Genomic DNA, 22,036 nt, shown 5'->3' with positions numbered 1-22,036 from the left:
CGGTGAGCGTGCTGCAACAAAAAACCCGGCATCGCCGGGTTTTTTGTTGGGTGCAGTGCCACCGGCTTACGCGGTGAACAGCGCCTTCATCTTCTTCAGCGCGTTCGCCTCGACCTGGCGGATGCGTTCGGCCGAGACGCCGTACTCATCTGCAAGCTCCTGCAGGGTGACCTTGCTGTCGGCGTCCAGCCAGCGACGACGGATGATGTCGCGCGAGCGGGCATCCAGTTCGGCCAGGCCTTCGCGCAGCAACTGCAGCTGGTTGTCTTCGCTGTCGGCGCGCTCGTAGGCCATGGACGGATCTTCGTCCTGGGCCATCAGGTAGGCGGCCGGCGACGGCGGTGCACGCTCTTCGTCTTCATCGGCGGGCGCGTCGAAACCGATATCGCGACCCGAGAGGCGCGACTCCATTTCCAGCACTTCGCGTTCGGAGACGTTGAGGTCCTTGGCCACCGCGCTGACTTCCGCCGCGTTCATCCAGCCCAGACGGGTCTTGGACTTGCGCAGGTTGAAGAACAGCTTGCGCTGCGCCTTGGTCGTGGCGACCTTGACGATGCGCCAGTTCTTGAGAATGAACTCGTGCATTTCGGCACGGATCCAATGCACGGCGAACGACACCAGGCGCACGCCCATTTCCGGGTCGAAGCGCTTCACGGCCTTCATCAGGCCGATGTTGCCTTCCTGGATGAGGTCGCCCAGCGCAAGGCCGTAGCCGTTGTAGCCACGGGCAACGTGCACCACGAAGCGCAGGTGGGAATGGACCAGTTCGCGCGCGGCGTCCAGGTCCTGGTCGTCGCGGAAGCGGCGCGCCAGGTCCTGCTCGTCATCGACCGTCAACACCGGGATCTGGTGCACGGCGCCGATGTAGGCGTCCAGCGAACCGAGCGCACTGGGAATCGGAAGATTGTTTGCCACAAGGGCAGTAGACATGTTCTGGCTCATAGTCTTCATCTTAGCAGTCCGGGATTTGGACTGCTAAAGGGTTAAAAAGTTCCAGCGTCCTATGGGTGCAACACTGGCGCAGATCACCCGGATAACTACCGCGAAATGGTGACAGTGGCGAGTGCACCGCGCCGACACCACATTTCCTTGTAAATCAGGACGATACGAGAGAAAACGTCACGTCCGCGTCGTTTTGGGCCGGACAATCCCACATCCCCAAGCCCATTCAGCATGAAAACGTTGCCAGGCATTCAGCCCTGAGGCCCCGCCGACATGAACGTCAGCCCAAAGAAGGGGCCTGCGGCCCCCAGCCAGGCATGGCCAGGCTCTACCCAGCGGGTGTCCGATCTGCCCGGTGATCCCGCCAGCCACGCAGGGCGTGGCTCTACCGCGGCAGAAGCAAAGCAAAGCCAAACCAACCGAAGCAAGAGCGAAATGCCCGGTAGTGCCACCCCATGGGTGGCAGGCCCGGCAATGACGGAGGAGGTGGGTGGCAGGCCAGACAATGACGAAGCCAACGAATGGCCCCCCACACAACACCAAACCTAATAATACCCAGCCATATTCAAGAAGAACCCCTGCTGGTCATACCGCAGCTCCGTCATGTCATCACTGAACTCGGTGAAGTTGTACCCCACGCCCACCTTGAAGTTCTCCCCCACCCGACGGTCCACGCCCAGCAGCCAGCCCTTGCGCGCACCACCATCGCGCACCTTCAACCAGCGATGTTCGGCCAGGCCTTCCCATTCGGCGAACAGGCGGTAGCGCAGCTGCAGCGCGGCGAAATCGGCGCGGCTGTCCAGCCAGGCACCCTCACCGCGTCCGGTGCGGTAGTCGCCCCAGCGCGAAGCCAGCTTGGCGGCCAGCTCCCAGCGCACGCCGAGCTGGCGGATGCCCTCCAGTGACAGCACCTGCGAACGCTGGTCATACAGATTGCCGCCCTCCTGCCCCAGCGACGCCACGTCGTAGAGATAGGTGAACTTGCCGAAGCCCGCCCAGCGCGTGTTGTCGTGCGGGCGCCAGGCGAAGCCCACGTTGGTCTCCACCAGCTTGGCGTCGGCCACCGGGTTGATGCGGTCGTCGGTGTCGGCGTAGTTGGCACGCAGCGCGAAGCGCCAGTCTTCGTTGAGCTTGTACAGCAGGCGGTTGGTGGTCACCCACTGCTCGCGCTGCTCGGCACCGCTGTCATGCCGGTATTCCAGCTTGCTGCTCCACTGCGTGACCGCGTCGGTGCGGCCGCCGCTGACACTGTATGCGCGCCGGTCGATGCGGCCGGCGGTGGAGTCGAGCTGGCCGTCCATCAGCGTGAAGCCCAGGTTCCAGCCCTGTGCGGGATAGAAATCCATGCCGAAGGTATGCACCAGCCCGGCGCTGTCCTGGCGGCGGTCCTTGAGGTACTGGCTCTCGTTGTAGACGTTGACCTGGTTGCTCAGGCGCCAGCGCTGGCCGATGGTCCAGCCACTCTGCAGGCCGGTGTCGAACAGCGGGTCGGTGCCGGTGCGGTCGGTGCTGTAGCTGTAACTGCCGTACAGGCTGTGGTCGGGCGCCATGCGGTACTCGGCGTCGACCTTGGCCCCGTTGCCGCGGCTGCCGGTGCTGGCTTCCGCACCCACGCTGCTGCGATCACCGAACAGATAGCGCGCGCCCAGCGTCAGCAGGTTGTTCTTCTCGTAGGCGCCGCCGTCGTCGTCCAGCGTGACCTGGCCGGTGCTGTACAGCTCCCATGAGGAACCGAAGCGCTGGCGATAGCCGATCGCGGCGAGCAGCGCATCCACGTCCTGTGTCTGCTGCTCTTCGCGCACGCGGCGCAGCTCACCCGACAGCTGGCCGTCGTTGCCCAGCCGCCATTCCGCGGTGAGCTGGGTCTGCTCCAACGCCAGCTCGCCCTGCTCGGTGCGGGTATGCCGGCCATACAGGCTGAAGTCGTCGTTCAAGTAGCCGAGGAACTCCGCGCCGTATTCCTGGATCGGCTCGCCGGTGTCCTGGCGCGCCACCGAGAAGCCCGCGTCCACGTCGCGCCACCAGGCACCCAGGCTCCAGTCCTGCGCGGTCCACCCCAGTTCGCGCAGGTTGGCCCGCGCTTCCACGGCACTGGCCGTGCCCGAGCGGCGGCCTTCATACGGGTTGCGACGGATGAAGCTGAGGCCGCCGTTGTCCGAATAGAACACCGGTGCAGCCGTGGCATCGGTGCGGGTCTGTTCCATCTTCAGATACGTGCCGCGACCCGCCTGCAGGGTAAGGTCGGCGCCCTTCAGGCTGTAGTTCTCGCCGCTGCGGTTTTCGTCGATCCAGGTGCCGCCGATCGCCACGTGGTCGCCCAGCCATTGCCGGCCACGCGCTCCGTAGGTGACGTCGTCGCTGCTGAAGCCCAGCGGCACGTATTCGTAGTCCACCAGCAGCAACTGGTCGTAGCCATCCAGCGGCATGTCGCGGGTGATGCTGCGAACATTCTCGCGCGTCAGCTGCGCCAGCGGCCGGGTCAAGATCAGCCGTCCCTGCAGATCGTCGATCTCGTAATCCACGCCTTCCTGCAGCGTCGCGCGGGTTTCGGTGCGGCCGGTGGTGCGGTCGCGTACTTCCAGCACCACCTGCTCCGAACCGGGCAGAACGTCGGTATGGCGCAGGTAGTACAGGCTGCCACCGGTGCCGAGGAACTCGCTGTGGCCCGGCGCGGACTGCGCCTCCGAACCAAATACCTTCAACTGCGAGCGCGCCTCGCCCAATGGGGTTGCCTCGAGCGAACGCCAGTTCAACGCGCCGCCGTACAGCGAGCGCACGTACTGGCCGTATTCGGTGCCGGTGATGCCGGTGGCGAAGTTGCCCCACAGCGCCTGGCTCTGGTCCCAGTCCACGCGCAGGTACAGACGACCCTGGGTGTCCACGTCGCGGTAGGTGGTGGAGTCGTCGCCATACACGGGGTAGTACAGGTCCGGATCCAGGCGGCGGAACACGTCCTGCGCGTCGGCCTGGGTGAAATCGCGGAACAGGTACTTCAGTTCGCGGTCCTGGGTATCGGCCTGCGCGGTAACCAGATACTTGCCACGCATTTTTCCCTTCAGGTAGAACGCCAACCGCCCTTCGCTGAGGAAGCCGTCGTCGTCGCGGTTGTCGGCCGCCAGCGGCTGCACGTTGCCGCTGGCACTGTTCTTGGACAGGGTCACGTCGGCGATGGCAACCAGGAACAGGTAGCGGCCGGTGACGTCCACGTCCAGCTGGCGCTGCGCATCAGGTACATCGCGCGAGCCCACGTTGACGTCGTAGCGGTGCTGGCCGACCGGCTCGAGGAACTCGGCGGCGAACTTCTGCTCCAGATCGACCGGGAAGTCCTGACCATTGATGCGGACCCGGCTGTTGGGCTCCAGGCCACGCCCGTACAGGCGAACGCGCGAGCCGTGGATCGGGATGTTCTGCAGCCGCAGCATGCTCTGGCCGTAGATGCTGTTGCTGACCTGCAGGTCCTGCGCGCCTTCGCCGTCCAGGGCCTGGCCGAGGGTCTTCTGCACGTTGTCGCGGGTGACCTGGAGACCGCGGTCGAAGTCTTCCGGGGTGACCAGCTGGATGCGCTGGATGCGGGTTTCGTCGAAGGCGCCGCCGGCACCGTAGGCGCGTGCGACATAGATCAGGTCATCGCCGGTACGCAGCTTGATCTGCGCCGGGACCTCGCCGTTCCACTCCGCATCGCCCACGTAGTCCGCCGGCAGTTCGATGCGCGCCAACGGGGTGACCAGGTCGGTATCGGTGCCGCGGTACAGCGTCACCTCCAGCTTCTGGATGAAGGAGGCGTAGTTGTTGTAACTGTGGAAGCGCAGCGGTCGCACGATCCGGCCGTTCTCGAACGGCACCGTGGCGGCCGCCTGCACGCTCAGGCTGGGCGGCACCATGGTGGGATCCTCGGTGGCCCACACCACACCGCCGTTGGGCAGCTCGGCCATGAACTGGCCATTGGGCGTGGCGACATCCGGTGTTGTCGCCGGTCCCTGCGGCACGGCGCCCACGACGGGTGCATCGGCATCGTCGCGGATGCGCATGAGCAGGCCGTCATCACTGCGGCAGCTGTCGCCCTCGCAGCGAACCGACGCGGGCGGATCGGCCGGCAGAGCCTGCTGGGCGAAGGCCGGCGACGCGGCCAGCAACAGCACGCCTGCCACGCGTACGGCGAAACGGGAGGAAATCGGAGTCGGGCTCAGAAGAATGTCCATGCTGTCAGCGCCCCTCCCTGAGCGAGCTGTCGGGTCCGTCAGGAGACGCGGGAGGATCATCGAGGCGCCGCGAATGCAGCGTGCTGCCATCGGCGGCGAGCACATCGATGGTGGTGGCGGCGGCAACGGCATCGCCCACCAGCGGGCGCAGGGCCGTCTGCAGCGCGCGTGCGCGCTGTTGTGCAAGTGCGGACTGCGCCGCGGTGGCGGTCAATGTCAGTCGTCCCCCCGCATGCGTTTCCAGCGCCTGCGCGGCCTTGGCGAGTACCGCGCTGCGGTCGGCCGGTAGGCGTGCACTGCCCGGCGCGAACAGGGCATCGCCGAGCTCGATGTGCGCCGGCCGTGGTACCCCGGCGCCGGCGGAGGGCCCGCTGCGCAGGGCACCGTCGGGCATCCGCACACCGAAGTCGAAGCGTGCCGGCAGCCCGGGCGTGATCCGGCGGACCAGCGGATTGGGCGTGGTGAACTGCGCACCGGCCGGCAAGGTGGACGGGTCGACCTTCAGGATGAAGTTGCGCCCGCGCGCCTGACCGCCAGGAATGCCGAGCAGGTGGTAGCGACCGAACGCGTCGGTCTCCATCAGCAGGCCTTCCACTGCGGCGACGCGCACGCCGGGAATGCCACGCTCACCGTCATCCTGGATGCCGTTGCCGTTGCGGTCGTCGAACACACTGCCCACGATCAGGCTTTCGTCCAGCAGCGGATCGGTGGTGATATCGACATCCGCCGAGGCCACGTTGCCGATGGTGCGGTTCTGCCCATCGATGGCGGTGATGCGGTTGGTGTGCACACCGGTACCGGTGCCCGCACCGACACGCAGGTAGTACACCACCGTGGCGCGTTCGCCGACCGGGATATCGATGCCATCGATACGCAGCGGTTGAACCCCACTGGTGCGCGCATCGTTGTCCGCATCCTGTACCGCGAAGCCGCCGCTGACGAAGGTGAAGCCTGGCGGCAGCGTATCCAGCAGCGTGGCGCCGTTGGCATCGACCTCACCGACGTTGTCGATGGTGACCGTGTAACGCACCAGGTCGCCGATCTGCGCGCTGCGCTTGGCCGCCACCTTGGTCAGGCGCAGGACCGCCTGTTCACCCGCCACCGTCACCGAGACGTTGGCTTCGGCGCACAGCGGCGTGGGGATGGACACGTCGCAGATGCGGTAGCGGAAGCTGTCGGTACCGGCGAAAGCCGCCGTCGGGGTGTAGGTGCACACACCGTTGGCACACTGCACGGCGCCATGGGTGGGTGCCACGACCACCTGCAGGGACGCCGGGTCCAGCGGCGCAGCGCGCGCACTGTCGTTGGCCAGCACGTTGATGAGCAACGGCCCGGAGCCGCTGGTGCTCACCGCATCATCGCCCAGGCTCAGCACGTTCGGGTCGACCGTCACGGTGACGGTCGCCGTGGCGCACATGGCCGGATCGGCAACGTCGCAGACCTGGTAGTCGAAGCTCTGCACACCGGAGAAGTTGGCCAGCGCGGCGAAGCGGATGCGGGCCCGCGGCAGCACCGTGGCCGTGCCGTACGGCGGCTGGGTGACGATGCTCAGGGTGACGCTGTCCGGATCAATCGGCGTTCCGTTGACGCGGTCGTTGCCGAGCACGTCGATCTCGATCACGCCGTCCTGCGGCAGCTCCACACGGTCATCCTCCGCATCCACCCCGGGTTCGGCGGCGATCACGGTCACGGTGACCGTGCCGCTGTCGCAGACCGTGGGCTGGTTGACCAGGCACAGCGTGTAGGTGGTGGTGTAGCTGCCCGCCGGCAGGCCGGCCGCCACGCTCACCCAGCCATCCGCACTGAAAGTCAGCGCATTGGTGGCGACCGGGGTGAAGCTCACCTGCGCCGGATCCAGCGGTGCGCTGTTGAAGGTGTCGTTGGTGAACACGTTCAACAGCCGTACCCGCCCTGCCGGGCCCACCGGGCCGCCGCTGTCGTCCACCGCCAGCAGTGCCCCGACCGGGCCCTGCACGCGCACGGTGGCAATGGCGGTGGTGCAGTTGGTCGGCACCCCGTTCTCGCACAGCTGGTAGGCCAGCTGCACCTGTCCGGCCTGCACACCCGCCGCGACCATGATCTGGCCAAGGTTGTTCATGGTGTAGCCCGGCGTGCTGCCGGTCAGGCTGGCGATGACGCTGCCGACCGGCGGCGGCGAGACGTTGTTGAACGAATCATTGTCCAGGACCGAGCGGGCGATGGTGCCGCCCACCGACGGGTCCACCGGGGTGCTGGTGAAGTCATCGTTGACTGCCAGCACCACGTTGGCCGAACCGGACAGGGTCAGCGTGACGGTGGCATCGCCGCATTGCGCGCTGTACGGCGCCGGCAGGCAGACACGGTAGGTGAAGCTCACCTGCCCGGTGGTGCCCGACGGCGGCGTGTAGGTAAACGCGCCCGTGCCGTCGAAGACCAGGCCCGGCACCGCACCGCTGGTCACGGTGAATACCGCCCCGGCAGGCACGTTGTCGTTGGACCCCACATTGCCGGTGGTCGGACGCCCGATCGGCACGGTGTAGGCATCGGCCTGCGGCACCGGGGTGACCACCAGGGTGGCGCTGGCGGTCGCGCAGTTGGCCGGGGCGGCCGCCTCGCAGATCTGGTAGGTGAGGACGGTGGCACCGGACACCACGCCACTGGCCGCCACGTTGATCGTGCCGTCGGCATTGATGGTGAAGGCAGGCGGCGCACCGACCAGGGTCAACAGCACCGTGGCGGGCGCCGGCGGGCTGACGCCGTTGAGCTGGTCATTGGCCAGCACGCTGGTGGCCGAGGTCGTCCCCGGCAGCACGTCGGGCAGAACGTCCGCACCGGCAACCAGGCTGCCGTTGCTGATGTTGATCGTGGCAGTCGCCGTGGCGCAGACGGTCGCATAGGGCGCCGGCAGGCAGGTCTGGTAGGTGAAGCCGGTCGGGCTGGGCGTGCCGCCCGGCGGGCTGTAGGTGAACGCACCGGTGGCCGCCAGCGACAGCCCAGGCAGTGTGCTCTGCAGCGTGTACGCGGCACCCGCCGGCATGTTGTCGTTGCCGGACACCGTGTTGCTCAGCGTCTGCCCGACCTGCACGGTGAAGGCGTCGTTCTGCGGTGCCGGGCCGACCACCACGGTCACGCTGGCGGTATCGCAGTTGGTCGGTGCCGCGGCTTCGCAGATCTGATACGTCAGCGGGGTAGCGCCCGACGGCGTGCCGATGGCGACGCTGATCCTGCCATCCGGCGCAATCGTGAAGCCGCTCGGCGCGCCGACCAGGCTGAGCACCACATCGGCCTGCGCCGGCGGAGTGACGCCGTTGAGGCTGTCGTTGGCCAGCACGCTGGCGACGGAGGTGGTACCCGGTGCGACGCCGGTGAGCGTGTCGTCGCCGGCAACCAGCTGGCCGTTGTTGATGCTGATGGTGATGAACGCCTGGCCACACAGGCTGGCATTCGGTGCGGGCAGGCAGACCTGGTAGGTCAGGCTGATCGGGCCCACCGCGCCCACCGGCGGGGTGTAGGTGAAGGCACCGCTTGCGGTGAAGGCGAAGCCGGCAGGCGAGGCGCCCTGCAGCGTATACACCGCGCCCATCGGCGCGCTGTCGTTGGCGGCGACGGTGTTGGCCAGGGTCTGCCCCACCCGCACGGCGAACGCATCGTTCTGCGGTGCCGGCGTCACCACCACGGTGACGCTGGCGGTATCGCAGTTGGCCGGCGCGGCCGCTTCGCAGATCTGGTAGGTGATGGTGGTCGGGCCCGAAACGACGCCGCTGCCGACCGCGATCGTGCCATCGGGGTTGATGCTGAAGCCGGCCGGCGCGCCCACCAGGCTCAGCACCACGTTGGCGGGCAGCGGCGGGCTGACACCGTTGAGGCTGTCGTTGGCCAACACGCTGCCGCCGGTGGTCGCACCCGGCAACACGCCTGCCAGGGTGTCATCGCCCGCGGTCAGCGTGCCGTTGTTGACGTTGACCGTCGCGGTGGCGGTGCTGCACAGGTTGTTGTTCGGCGCAGGCAGGCAGGTGCGGTAGGTGAAGGCCACCGGGCTGGGGGTGCCGACCGGCGGGGTGTAGGTGAAGCTGCCATCCAGGTTGAACAGCAGGCCCGGCGGCGGGGTGCCCTGCACGGCCCAGCTCGAGCCGGCCGGCATGCGGTCGTTGCCAGCCACACTGCTGGACAGGCTCTGCCCGGCGAGCACCGAGAACGCGTCGTTCTGCGGCGTGGGCGTCACGATCACGGTCACGCTTGCGGTGGCGCAGTTGCCCGGCGCCGCCGCTTCGCAGACCTGGTAGGTGAACGTGGTGGGGCCCGCATCGACGCCGCTGGACACGGTGATGGTGCCGCTGGGGGTAATCGCGAAGCCCGCCGGCGCGCCGATGAGCGTCAACACCACGTCGGCAGCGGCCGGCGGCGATACCCCATTGAGATTGTCATTGGCCAGCACGCTGGCCGCGGAGGTGGTGCCCGGGACCACGCCACTGAGCGTGTCGTTGCCCGCCACCAGGGTGCCGTTGCTGATGTTCAGCGTGACGGTCGCCGGCGCGCACAGCCCGCCGTTGGGTGCCGGCAGACAGGCCAGGTAGGTGAAGCTCACCGGCGATGTCGTGCCGATCGGCGGGGTATAGGCGAACGTGCCATCGGTGTTGAATACCAGGCCCGCAGGCAGTGCGCCCTGCACGGTGAAGCTGGCGCCAGCCGGCAGGTTGTCGTTGGTCGCTACGCTGTTGCGCAGCGTCTGCCCCGCCTGCACGGTGAAGGCATCGTTCTGCGGGGTCGGATTGACCACGACGGTCACGCTGGCGGTATCGCAGTTGGTCGGTGCGGCCACTTCGCAGATCTGGTACGTCAGCGTGGTCGGACCGGACACGGTGCCGAGCGCCACGGTGATCGCCCCCGCAGGCGTGATGCCGAAACCGGCCGGCGCGCCGACCAGGCTCAGGATCACGTTGGCCGGCGCCGGCGGCGTCACGCCATTGAGCACATCGTTGGCAAGCACGCTGTTCGCCGTGGTGCCACCGGCGGCGACACCGGTGAGCGTGTCATCGACGGCCACCAAGGTGCCGGAGTTGATGTTCAGCGTGACGTTGGCGGTGCCGCACAGGGCGGCGTTGGGCGCGGGCAGACAGGTCTGGTAGGTGAAGACCACGGGGCCCACGGTGGCCGGCAGCGGGGTGTAGGTGAAGCTGCCGTCGGCGTTGAACACCAGGCCGGCCGGTGTGGCGCCCTGCACCACCCAGGTGGAACCGGCCGGCATCCAGTCGTTGGCGGCCACGTTGCCGTTGCTGATGGTGCCGCCGGCCTGTACCGCATAGGCGTCGTCCACCGGCGACGGGTTGATCACCAAGGTCACCGTTGCGGTATCGCAGTTGCCCGGCGCGGCGGTCTCGCAGATCTGGTAGGTCAGCGTGCCCGTGCCCGCCATGGTCCCCGCCGGCACGGCGATCGTGCCGTCGGCCGCAATGGTGTAGCCGCCGGGGGCGCCCACCAGGGTGAGCTGCACACTGCCCGCCGCAGGCGGGCTGACGCCATTGAGCGCGTCGTTGCCGAGCACACTCGGGGTGGAGCCGCCCTGTGCCACGCCGGTGAAGCTGTCGTCGCCGGCCACCAGGGTGCCCAGGTTGACGTTGAGCGTGGCGGTGGCATTGCCACACACGGCACCGTTCGGCGCCGGCAGGCAGGTCTGGTAGGTGAAGGTCACCGCACCGGTGGTCCCCACCGGCGGAGTGTAGGTGAAGCTGCCATCGGCATTGAACACCAGGCCCGCCGGAGCGGTGCCCTGCACGGCCCAGCGCGAACCGGCCGGCATGCTGTCATTGAGGGCCACGCTGCCGTTGAGCGTGCCACCGGCCTGCACTGCAAACGCATCGTTCTGCGGCGCGGGCGCGATCACGAAGCGGATGGCGGCCGTGGCGCAGTTGGTCGGCGACGCGCTTTCGCACAGCTGATAGGTCAGCAGCGTGGCGCCCGCGGTGGTGCCGGCGGGAATCTGCACGGTGCCGTCGTTGTTGATGACGAAGCCGGTCGGTGCGCCCACCAGCAGCAGCTGCACGGCCGCCGCCGCAGGCGGGGTGACGCCGTTGAGCGAATCGTTGGCCAGCACGCTGGGCGTGACCGAGCCGGCGCCGAGCGGGACCGCGAACGTGTCGTCGTTGGCCACCACGGCATTGACGCCGATGTTGAGCGTGGCGTTGGCGTTGCCGCACACGGCCGCGTCCGGTGCCGGCAGGCAGGCCTGGTAACTGAAGGTCACCGGACCGATCGTCCCGGCCGGCGGCGTGTAGGTGAAGCTGCCGTTGCTGTTGAACACCAGGCCCTGCGGCGGCACCGCCACGCTCCAGGTGGAGCCGGCGGGCAGACCATCGTTGCCCGACACATTGCCGGTGTTGGCCTGGCCGGACTGCACGGCGATGACGTCGTCCACCGGTGTGGGGCGTACCACCAGCGCGATGTCGGCGGTGGAGCAGTTGTTCGCCGCGGCGGTTTCGCAGATCTGGTAGCGCAGCGTGATCGCACCAGCCGGTGCGCCGGCCGCGACCGACAGCGTGCCGTTGGGATTGAGCGTGAAACCGGCGGGCGCTCCGACCAGCGACAGCGCGACGCTGGCGGCGGCCGGCGGGCTCACCCCGTTGAGCACGTCGTTGCCGAGCACGCTGGGCGTGATGCCGCCAGGTGCTACTGCACCAAACGCATCGTCACGCGCCACCAGTGTGCCGTTGTTGATGTTCAACGTCGCCGTGGCCGTGCCGCAGGCCGCACCATTCGGTGCCGGCAGGCAGGCCTGGTAGGTGAAGCTGGTCGGGCTGGTGGTGCCAGCCGGCGGCGTGTAGCTGAAGCTGCCATCGGCGGCGAACGTCACGCCCGCCGGGGGCGTGCCCTGCAGCGTGTAGGCGGAACCGATCGGCGTGTTGTCGTTGCCCGACACCGAGCCATTGAGGGTCTGGCCGGCCTGCACGGCAAACACGTCATTGACCGGCGCCGGGCTGATCACCAGGGCGACCGTTGCCGTAGCGCAGTTGGTGGACGCGGCCGCTTCGCAGATCTGGTAGGTGAGCGTGGTGGCACCGGACAGCGTGCCGGTGGCGACGCTGATCGTGCCATCGGCGGCGATGGTGAAGCCGGTCGGCGCGCCGATCAGCGAGAGCAGTAGATCGGCCGGCAGCGGCGTGACGGCGTTGAGGGTGTCGTTGGCCAGCACGGTGGGCGACGGCGTGCCCGGCGCGATGGGGGTGGCGAAGGTGTCATCGACCGCCACCAGGGTGCCGGTGTTGACGTGGATGGTTGCATTGGCGGTGCTGCACACCGCCGCATCGGGCGCGGCCAGGCAGACCTGGTAGGTGAAGGTGGCCGGGCCACTGAACCCTGCCGGCGGCGTATAGGTGAACGTGCCATCGGCGGCAAACACCAGCCCGGCCGGGGCGGCGCCGGACACACTGAACTGCGCGCCGGTGCCCACGTTGTCGTTGCTGGCCACCGAACCGGTGAGCGCAACGCCAACCGAGGTGGACAGCGCATCGTCCACGGCCGCCGGGGCGACCACCAGGCGCAGCGCCGCGATGGCGCAGTTACCCGGTGCCGCCGCTTCGCACAGCTGGTAGTTGAGATTCCTGGCGCCGGCGACGGTGCCGGCGGCCACGGTTACCGTGCCGTCGGCGTTGATGCTGATGCCGGCCGGCGCGCCGGGCAGCGACAGCAGCACATCGGCGGCGGCCGGCGGCGTGGCGCCGTTGAGCGAATCGTTGAGCAGCACCGATGCGGTGCTGCCACCGCTCACCGGGTTGATCGGGGCGGTGCTGAAATCATCGTTGACCGCCGCGAGCGTGCCGACGGTGATGGTGATGGCGGCGTTGGCCGTGGCGCACAGCGCGCCGTTCGGCGCCGGCAGGCAGACCCGGTAGCTGAAGTTGATGGGCCCAACGGTGCCGGTCGGTGCGAGGTACAGGAAGCTGCCGTCGGCGTTGAAGGTCAACCCGGCCGGCGCGGCGCCGGTCAGGGTGAACAGCGCACCGGCAGGCACGTTGTCGTTGCTGCCGACGCTGCCGTTCAGCGCCTGCCCGGCAGGCGTCGAGAACGCATCGTCGCTGGCCGCCGGGGTCACCACCAGCCGGATGGTCGCGCTGGCGCAGTTGCTCGGCAGCACGGTTTCGCAGACCTGGTAGGTCAGCACCGTGGCGCCACCGGCAGCGCCGGCGGGCACCTGCAGTATTCCGTTGATGTCCAGCGCATACCCGGCAGGTGCGCCGACCAGGCTGAGGATGACGTTGGCGGACGATGGCGGCGTGGCACCGTCCAGCGTGTCGTTGACCAGCACGCTGGTGGGGCTGTTGTTGCCCGGAGCCAACGGGGTGGCGCTGAAGTCGTCGTCCCGCGCGACCAATGTGCCGGCATTGACGTTGATGACGGCACCGGCAGTGCTGCACTGTGCGGTGTCCGGTGCGGGCAGGCAGACCTGGTAGGTGAACGCGACCGGGCCGGTGAACCCTGCCGGCGGCGTGTAGAGGAAGCTGCCGTCCGGCCCGAACTGCAAGCCGGCAGGCGCGGCGGCGGTGAGGGTGAACACCGCACCCACCGGCGCGTTGTCGTTGCTGCCGACATTGCCGGCCAGCAGTTGCCCCGCAGGCGTGGAGAACACATCGGCGCTCGCGAGCGGCGCCACCAGCAGCTGCACCTGCGCCGAATCGCAGTTGCTGTCCAGCGCGGTTTCGCACAGGCGATAGGTGAGCGTCACGGCGCCCGCCGGCACACCGGCGGCAACGCTCACGGTGCCGTCGGCGGCCAGCGTGTAGCCGGACGGCGCACCGACCAGGCTCAGCAGCACGTTGGCCGACGCCGGCGGCGACGTGCCATCCAGGCTGTCGTTGGCCAGCACCGAGACGGTGGTGCCGCCCACCATGGGATTGATCGGTGCACCGCGGAAATCGTCGTCGTTGGCAACGAGCGTGCCGGCATTGACGTTCAGCGTGGCCGTCGCGCCCGAACAGACGGCCGCGTTCGGTGCGGGCAGGCAGGCCTGGTAAGCGAACGTGACCACGCCCTGCGTTCCCACCGGCGGGGTGTAGGTGAAACCACCATTGGCGGTGAACACCAGGCCCGCAGGTGCGGCGCCACTGAGCGCGAAGCTGCTGTTGGCGGGCACGTTGTCGTTGCCTGCCACGCTGGCCGTCAGCGCCACGCCGGCCTGGGTGCTGAAGTTGTCATTGACCGCCACCGGCGCGAGCAGCAGCTGCACCGCCGCCGTGTCGCAGTTGGTCGGCAACGCCGCTTCGCACAGCTGGTAGCTGAAGGTGACCGCACCGGCCGCCGCGCCGCCGGGTACCGAGATCGTGCCGTTGCTGTTGAGCACATAGCCTGCCGGTGCACCCACCAGGCTCAGTATCACCTGTGCAGGTGCGGGAGGGACCGCGCCGTTGATGGTGTCGTTGGCCAGCACGCTGTTGGTGGTGCCGCCGGTGGCCGGGTTGATGATGGCGCCGCGGAAGTCATCCGGATTGGCGACCAGCGTGCCGGCATTGACGTTCAGCGTGACCGTGGCGATATCGCACACAGCCGCGAACGGCGCCGCCAGGCAGGCCTGGTAGTTGAAGGTGGTGGTGCCGGTGAACTGCGCCGGCGGGGTATAGGTGAAGCTGCCGTCGGCAGCGAACACCAGGCCCGGCGGCGTCGCACCGCTGATGGCGAAGGTAGTGCCGGCGGCGACGTTGTCGTTGACCGACACGTTGCCGCTCACCGGGGTGGCCACCTGGGTGGCATAGGCATCGGCCACGGCATCGGGCGCGATCACCACCGCGATGGTCGCGGAGGCGCAGTTGCCCGTGCCTGCCTGGCAGAGCTGGTAGGTCAGGCTGATCGGACCGGCCGGCGCACCGGCAGGCACCAGCAGCTGGCCATTGCCATTGAGCGTGTAACCGGCCGGCGGCGCATTGATCAGCGACAGCGCGGCCTGCGCCGGCGTGATCGGCGCGCCGTTGAAGGTGTCGTTGGCCAGCACGCTGGCGGTCAGGCCGCCCGCACTGGTCAGCGGCGTGGCGGTGAAATCATCATTGCTGGCGACGACAACGCCGGGAGCGACGTTCACGGTGACCGTCGCCGCGTCGCACACGCCGCTGTTCGGCGCCGGCAGGCACAGCTGGTAGCGGAAGGTGTCCGGACCGGTATAGGTCGCCTGCGCGGTGTAGATGAAGCTGCCATCCGCATTGACGGTGACGGTGCCATGCGCGGCCACGGCCAGCAGGCTGAACTGCGCGTTGGCGCCGGCGTTGTCGTTGCCGGTGACGCTGCCGTTGAAGGCGACGCCTGCGGTGGCCACGAAGGTATCGTCGACCGCATCGGGTGCGATCACGAGCTGCACAGTGGCGGTGGCACAGCTGGTTGGCGTGGCCACTTCACACAGCTGGTAGCTGAAGCCGACCGCGCCAGCGCCGGCACCGGCCGGAATCGAGAGTTGCCCGGCGGCATTGGTTGCATACCCCAGCGGTGCGCCGCTCAGGGTCAACGTCACCGCCGCCGGCACCACCGCCGCGCCGTTCAGCGTGTCGTTGCCCAGCAGGCTCACCGTGGTGGTGGTCCCCGGCTGCAGCGGCGTGGCGAACACGTCGTTCGCCGCGACCAGCTGGTTCGCCGCGACGTTCACGCTGACCGTGGCGCTGTCGCACACACCGACATTCGGCGCCGGCAGGCAGACCTGGTAGGTGAAGCTGTCCGGCCCGGTGTTGCCGTTGAGCGGGGTGTAGCTGAAGGTGCCGTCGGCATTGACCACGGCCGTGCCACGGGTCGGCGCGGTGCCCAGGGTGTAGGTAGAGCCACTGGCGATGTTGTCGTTGGCCGCCAGGCTGCCGGTCGCGGGCTGGCCGCCACCGGGCGTGGTGACCGTGTCGTTGACCGCGTCGGGGCTGACCACCAGGTTGGCGGTGGCGGTCGCACAGTTGGCCGGCAACGCGTTTTCGCAGAACCGGTAGGTCAGCGCGAGCGGGCCGGCCGCGGCCGTCGCCGGCACCTGGATGCTGCCGTTGCCGTTGATGGCGAAGCCGGTCGGCGCGCCGATCAGGCTCAGCGTGACCTGCGCCTGCGGCACCGCGCCGCCGTTGAAGGTGTCGTTCTGCAGAACGCTGGCGGTAAGGCCGCCGACACCGGGTGCGATCGGCGGGGTCAGCGTGTCATCCACGGCAACCAGCGCATTGGCGTTGACCACGATCGCCGCGGTGGCGGTGGCGCAGACCGTGGCGTTCGGTGCCGGCAGGCAGACCTGGTACTGGAATGCGCTCGGCGCGACGATGCCGCCCGGCGGCGCGTAGGTGAACGTACCGGCGCTGGCGATGGTGAGCCCGGCCGGCGGGGTGCCGATCGCACTGAACACCGCACCGGCCGGCGCGTTGTCGTTGGCCGCCACGCTGCCGCTCAACGACGCGCTGCCGCCGACAGCGTTGAAGCTGTCATTCACCGCCGTCGGGGCAATGATGAGGCTGGCGGTAGCGGTGGCGCAGTTGGTCGGCGAGGCGCTCTCGCAGATCTGATAGGTCAGCGCGGTGGCGCCAGCGGCGGCCCCTGCGGGGACCGCGATCACACCGGCGGCGTTGATGGTGAAGCCGGCCGGCGCGTTCTGCAGCGCGATGATCAGGTTGGCCCCGTTCACCGGTGCACCGTTGAGGGTGTCGTTGGTGAGCACGCTGGGCGTGTTGCCGCCCGTGGTCGAGGAGATGGCCGTGGCAAAGGTGTCGTTGTTGGCGATCAGCGCGTTGGCCTGCACCGGCACCGCCGGGGTGGTCGCGCTGTTGTCGCCCGGGGTCGGGTCGGTCGTGCCCGGCGGCAGCACCAGCGACACGCTGTTGGCCGGCACCGTGGCGGGCGTGGAGGTGGGCGCGCTGCCGTTGACCAGCAGCACGACGCTGTCGCCTACCCCGACATTGACCTGCACGTTGATGGCGTTGCCCGCACCGCTGGCCAACGCGCACGACGAGGCGGCGGTGGTGGGCTGGCAGGTCCAGGTGACGTTGGTGAGCAACGCGGACACGGTGTCGACCACGCCCACGGCGCTGGCCGCCGAGGGACCGGCGTTGCTGACCTGGATGCGGTACTGCACGGCGCCGCCGGCGGCCACGGGGGACGCGCTCAGCAGCGTTTTGGTCACACTGAGCTGCGCCTGCAGCGCCAGCGCGTTGGCGTCGATGGCGGTGTTGTTGCCCAGTGTCGGGTCGCCGACATCCACCGGCGCGGTGACCGTGGCGGTGTTGCTCAGCGGATTCGGGTAGCTCTGTGCGGAGACGGATGGCGACAGCAGCACCGCCAACAGGGCCACCGCGTACGCGATGCCGGCCGAAGCCATGCGTGCCCTGCCGTGTGTGCCGGTTGTTGCCATGCGTTCCCCCTCCAAAGCCGCCGTGGGGCCTCTTAGGCCCGCCGGCAACGCTGTATCCGTGAATCCACGGCGCGGGATCATTCCCTCGCCATCGGTCGTATTGCCCGGCGCGTCAGTACGCGCCGGGGTTGTTGCTGAAGCTCACTGGCACGCTGATCGTTGCCTGGCCGCCATTGACCAGGTTCACCCCGACGCTGACCGCGGCACCGCCCACCGCCCCGCCGCTGGCCGCAGCGCAGGCGCTGCCCGTGGTGGCACTGCAGGTCCATGCGCCACGCAGCGTGGTGCCGTTGGGAAGGGTGTCGGCGACGATCGCGTTGGTGACCGGGTCGGGCCCGTTGTTGCGCACCACCAGCGTGTAGGTCGCCGAGCCACCCGGCGTGTAGGTGCTGCTGCCATCACTCTTGGTGATGGAAAGATCTGCCTGGCGCGTTCGGTTGGTGATGCTGCACACCAGGGTCACCGCCGTGGCGGTCATTGCCGGCGCCTGCAGCGTGAACGTGCCGCCGGTACCGGACGACACCACCGTGCTGTTCTGATCCACGCATTGCCAGCTGCTGGCATAGCGCGCGAGTGTGCCGCCGGCCGCCGCAGCCTCGGCCAGCGCATAGCTGCCGCCAGGCACGGTGATCACCGCCGCCGTGGCGCCGTTGTTGCCCACGTTGGTGGCCGAGCCGACGGTGCTGCCGTTGTAGGTGATGGACAGGTTGAACAGGCCGGTGTCGCTGGTGGGTTGCAGCACCTTCACCAGTTGCAGCGTCGCCGCGCAGGCCTGGGTGACGCCTTCGACGGTGAACACGGCCTGGCCCACGCGGATGCCGAGCAGGCCCAGCAGGTTGTCCACGACACCCCCCAGCAGCGAGGTCAGCACCGGCGTGACCAGCGCGTTGACCAGGGTGCGGATCGGCGTCAACAGCGTATTGACGATGCCGTTGACCAGGTCGGCCACGGGCAACGGCAACGAGATGCCGCCGAGCAGCGTGACCACCGGGTTGCCGCTGGTGACCTGGATGTTGAGTGAGTTGGCCAGCGTGGAGACCAGCGTCGCCGCACTCACCGTGCCGGCCGTCAACGTGCGCGTCTGTGGATAGGGGCCGGTGAAGCTGGCGCTCTGCAGCCCGGGAGTGGCGGTGGCGTAGCCACTGATGCTCACCGTGAGCGGAATGGTGACATCGGCAATGGGAGTGACGATGCCCAGGATGTTGGCCGACACCCGCACCTTGACGCTCAGCGAGGTGAGCGTGGCCGGGCTGAGCGCGGTGCTGGTCAGCACCGTGCTGCGGTTGAAGAAGGTGGCGTCGCTGATCTGACCGACGTACAGATTGACCAGACCCGGGCGCGCCTGCAGCGTAACCGCGCTGCCGACCAGGTTGATCGCCGAGATGGAGCCTTCGGCGCGCGCGACGTCGGCGTACACCTGCAGGTGCAGCACATCGGCGCTGATGCTGGTGTTGGACAGCGAGACACCCAGCAGGTTGAGCCCGCTCAGCGCGGCGGTGAGCGTGCCGGTGTTCAGCCCCTGCACCAGGTCCAGATCGAGCTTGATGCGGATCGCCGCGCTGTGGAACGCCGCACCGACCGCACCGCAGTTGTAGACCGGCGGTTCCACCACCTGCACCCACAGGCGCACGTTGGCCACGCCGTTGAGCCCGAGTGCGGCCGTATTGACGGTGATCGGGGTGGGCGTGGTGAGGACGTTGCGGAAGTTGTACAGCTGCACGCCGCCGGTGAGCAGGTCCAGCACGTTCAGGCGCACCGTGGCGAGCGAGCCGGTGGGAAGTGCGATCTGCAGGATGTCGGCGAGGCGGATGCTGCCGGACGTGCCGGCGCCCCCCAGGGGCAGCGCGTTGAGCACGTTGGCCGCCGCGGTCTGGCCGTCGGCCTGCAGCACCTGCACCATCGCCGCGCGGAGCTGGCCCAGGGTGATGTTGGTATTGAGCACCTGGCTGGGATCGCTGACCACCACGCCGCCGTTGAGCTGGGTCAGCAGGGCGTTGAGGTTGATGTTGGCGCCGGCCAGGTTGTTCCAGTCGGCCACGCTCAGGTTGAGGGTGGTGCCGGGCAGCAAGGCGCCGAACAGCAGATTCAGGATCGGGCTCTGGGTGGAATCGACCGAGGCCAGGCGGGGCCCGGCGCTGACGCAGGCGCCTGCCGTGCAGGCTGACTGCGCGTAGGCCCGGCCAAGGCAGGAAAGCACCGCCAGCACGGTCAGCAGCAACAGCGCCTGCCAACGCACTGACGAAACGTTCACGCCTTTCACATTAACCATACGTTTCGTCTCCGCAGACATTTTTTTGGGCAGAGTTCGACCGTGACGGCGGATTTACTCCGTCGCCTCCCTGATCGCGCTGTGCCGATGTCCGGTTCCCGACGTAATCTACGTTCAGCCCCGGTTTTGCCGATTAATGCGGGGCCATGGAAATTCCGTCAAACAAGACGGCGTGAAAATGCAGGGGAGTGGCGCTTGCTGGCGGGCCGGCGCCCGGCTATAACCCTTGCTACAGAGGTGAGCGAAAGCAATTCTGTACACAGAAGAAAAGAATTTCAGGGAAGCAATACTTACTAAACAGGGAAAGGGGGCGTTACATGCAGGCCATGTGCGACAGAATCAGACGAGCACGCCTGACCGCAGGGCTATCGCAATCGCAGCTGGCGCTGGAGGCCGGCGTACGCCGCAGTGCCGTGGCGCAATGGGAACGGGAGGGCGGCACGTTTCCCAGTGTTCAACACCTTGCCTGCGTCGCAATTGTGACGCAAGTCTATTTTGAATGGCTGGCGACCGGACGTGGACCGGGGCGTCCCGAGGACGGAAACGACTTAACCATGTCGGAAGAAACCTCAGTCGACGCGGCGCGTACCGCCCAAGAAACCGAGATTCTCTCCCTGCTGCGTCGCATGCCGCCGCGAAAGCGCCAGATGGCCCGCGCCATCATCGAAATGTTGAACGATTAATTACGGGGCGAATACGTCAGGCTTTCACCCTGACTACGCCGGTAGGTAACGACCGTGGGTCGTTACACCGATTGCGCGATTGCGGCGCGCGGCGGCAGCGACCAGTCGATGCGGCCCACGCCGCGTCGCTCCAGGTACTGGTTGGCCGTGGAAAAATGCCTGCAGCCCAGGAAGCCCCGATGCGCGGACAGCGGCGACGGATGCGGCGCCTTGAGCACACGATGGCGGCCGGTGTCGATCACCTTGCCCTTCTGCTGCGCGTAGCTGCCCCACAGCAGGAAGACCAGGCCCTCGCGCTCGCGGTTGAGGGTATCCACCACATGGTCGGTGAAGCCTTCCCAGCCGCGCTTCTGGTGCGAGCCCGGTTGCCCCTCTTCCACGGTCAGCACCGCGTTGAGCAGCAGCACGCCGCGCTGTGCCCAGGGCAGCAGGCAACCGTGGTCCGGCCGCGGCAGCCCGAGATCGGCTTCCAGTTCCTTGTAGATGTTCAGCAGCGACGGTGGCACCGGCACGCCGGGCATCACCGAAAAGCTCAGACCATGGGCCTGGCCCGCGCCGTGGTACGGATCCTGGCCCAGGATGACCACCTTCACCTGCTCGAACGGCGTGGCATCGAAGGCGGCAAACATCTGCGGGCCCGGCGGAAACACGTGGGCACCGGCCGCCTTGCGCTGGCGCAGGAAGCCGGCGAGCTCGCGCATCTCCGGCCGCAGCAGATAGTCCCCAATACGTGTCTTCCAGCTCGGTTCGAGCTGGATGCTCGGTTGTACGTCGTCGTTCATCGCACCGCGGGTTTGTTGTCGTTGAGTCGCGCCAGGCGCAGCTGGAACAGCACCTTGGTGACCAGCAGCCGCTCTTCGATCGGCTTCTGCACCAGGTCATTGGCACCGGCCTGCAGCAGGCCGGACTGGTTGAGCGGGTTGCCGTCGCCGGTCATCACCAGCACCGGCAGGCGGCGCTTGCCGTAGCCGAAATCCACGCGCACGCGCTCCACCACGTCACGGCCGCTGAGTTCGCCCTTCAGGGTCACGTCGGTCAGCACCAGGTCGATGCGGTGGCTGCTGCGGCCCAGCGACTCGGCGGTCAGCAGCGCGAACGCCTCTTCGGCGGTCATCACGTGCAGCACGTTGAGGCTCTGGCGTTCGAGCATGCGCTTGGTGGCCTCGGCCACCACGCGGCTGTCTTCGACATACAGGATGGTGGCGCCAGGAATGGTTTCCGGCTGCACATAGCCACGAATGAAGGTGGCCAGCGCCTCGTGGCCCAGCGCCTTGTCGAAGTAGTCGGTGACGTAGTCGGTGAAGCGGCGCTGCTCCAGATGCTGCTGCGCATCGCCGGACACCACGATGACCGGCACGTAAGCCTGGCCGGCGGTCTCGCGCACCAGCCGCGCCAGCGCCAGGCCGTCGCCATCGCTGAGCGTGAGCGAGGTGGTGACCAGGTTGACCGGGCCCGCCTCCAGCGCCATCCGCGCCTCTTCGATGCTGGCGCAGCCCACCACCTGCACCGCCGGCAGCTCGCGCTGCAGCACGTCGGCGATCAGGCGGCGAACCAGTTTGGAACCATCGACCACCATGACGCGCGGTGCATCGTCGACCAGGTGCTTCAGTACTTGCGGACGCAT

Annotated in this window: 7 protein-coding genes; 1 reads left to right on the top strand and 6 read right to left on the bottom strand. The window is 68.1% G+C overall.

Going from position 1 to position 22,036, the window contains the following annotated elements; translation table 11 throughout:
- Nucleotides 1–66: 66 nt before the first annotated feature.
- From rpoH to ACREPD_RS13065, 4 genes are all read right to left on the bottom strand, one after another.
- Nucleotides 67–942, bottom strand: coding sequence for an RNA polymerase sigma factor RpoH (rpoH, locus tag ACREPD_RS13080; protein ID WP_313344523.1), 876 nt, complete (start codon nt 940–942; stop codon nt 67–69).
- Between the two features lie 545 nt (nt 943–1,487).
- Nucleotides 1,488–5,141: a hypothetical protein gene (locus ACREPD_RS13075; RefSeq protein WP_431599743.1), complete on the bottom strand. Its 3,654-nt coding sequence runs from the start codon at nt 5,139–5,141 to the stop codon at nt 1,488–1,490.
- A gap of 4 nt (nt 5,142–5,145) precedes the next feature.
- A complete protein-coding gene (locus ACREPD_RS13070) occupies nt 5,146–17,460 on the bottom strand; it encodes an Ig-like domain-containing protein (RefSeq protein WP_431599742.1) in 12,315 nt (4,104 codons plus the stop codon).
- A 112-nt stretch (nt 17,461–17,572) separates the two neighbouring features.
- Nucleotides 17,573–19,711 carry a hypothetical protein gene (locus ACREPD_RS13065; RefSeq protein ID WP_431599741.1) on the bottom strand — a complete coding sequence of 713 codons (2,139 nt, stop codon included), beginning with the start codon at nt 19,709–19,711 and terminating at the stop codon, nt 17,573–17,575.
- Nucleotides 19,712–20,046: 335 nt separating this feature from the next.
- On the opposite strand from ACREPD_RS13065, the gene ACREPD_RS13060 reads away from it, so the two are divergent.
- Complete coding sequence (locus ACREPD_RS13060; protein WP_431599740.1) at nt 20,047–20,412, top strand: helix-turn-helix domain-containing protein; 366 nt, start codon at nt 20,047–20,049, stop codon at nt 20,410–20,412.
- A 62-nt stretch (nt 20,413–20,474) separates the two neighbouring features.
- Here ACREPD_RS13060 and ung read toward each other — a convergent pair whose 3' ends face one another.
- Both ung and ACREPD_RS13050 read right to left on the bottom strand, forming a co-directional pair.
- On the bottom strand, nt 20,475–21,194 hold the full coding sequence (gene ung / locus ACREPD_RS13055; RefSeq protein ID WP_431599739.1) for a uracil-DNA glycosylase: 720 nt from the start codon (nt 21,192–21,194) through the stop codon (nt 20,475–20,477).
- On the bottom strand, nt 21,191–22,036 hold the full coding sequence (locus ACREPD_RS13050; protein ID WP_421568013.1) for a response regulator: 846 nt from the start codon (nt 22,034–22,036) through the stop codon (nt 21,191–21,193). The genes ung and ACREPD_RS13050 overlap by 4 nt, the downstream gene beginning before the upstream one ends.

The organism is Stenotrophomonas sp. (assembly GCF_050737075.1).
In the GTDB taxonomy this organism is placed as follows: domain Bacteria; phylum Pseudomonadota; class Gammaproteobacteria; order Xanthomonadales; family Xanthomonadaceae; genus Stenotrophomonas.
This window is presented reverse-complemented; position numbering and strand designations above follow the sequence as displayed.